At 68.6% G+C, this 608-nt stretch carries 1 pseudogene; it reads left to right on the top strand.

Annotation, left to right across the window (positions count from 1 at the left end):
• Nucleotides 1–363 precede the first annotated feature (363 nt).
• Nucleotides 364–608: pseudogene (locus ONA70_RS36425) on the top strand (hypothetical protein); the annotation flags it as partial.

Consider the following 608-nt stretch of genomic DNA (forward strand, 5'->3'; position numbering starts at 1 on the left):
ACCACCACATAACTGTGGGAGTCCCTTTCCGCCGGGCCCCGGCGGAAAGGGACTCCCCGTCCCCCCGGCGCACGGCCGGGTGGTTCGTCGCCCTCGCCGCGGATCTGCGTCCTCGGGGAACTCGCCCCGCTTTCGGACCTCCGGACGCCCTTGGCCATCCCTGCCCCGGGACGCGTCGCCGAGGCCGGTAGTGCGCCCGCTGTGTCCGACCCGCACCTAATGCGGGTTTTTTTCGTATACGAGCACGAGGCGAAGAAGGTTCTCATACGGTGGTCTTCAGCAGCTACAACCGATTTGTAGCGAAGGCCGCCTCGCCGTGGCGAAGCGACCTTGTCGGATACAAGGAGAGGGCAGAGAGCTCCGATGTCCAACTACCTTCGCAACAACGATGACGCCGCTCGTGAGACGACCTCCCCGATCCGTCGTCGTCGGCTCTGGCTCGCCACCGGCGTCGTGGGCCTCACGGGAGCGGTCAGCCTCGCCGGCGTCGCGTACGCCACCACCGGGGTCACCGGCCCCCACCGGCTGGCCGACGTGAAGTGGTCGACTGCCCAGCAGCTCGAGGGCGACGGCAGCGCGCACGCCGACGAGAACGCCGCGGACGAGTC

This window comes from Micromonospora yasonensis (assembly GCF_026013475.1).
Lineage (GTDB): Bacteria > Actinomycetota > Actinomycetes > Mycobacteriales > Micromonosporaceae > Micromonospora > Micromonospora yasonensis.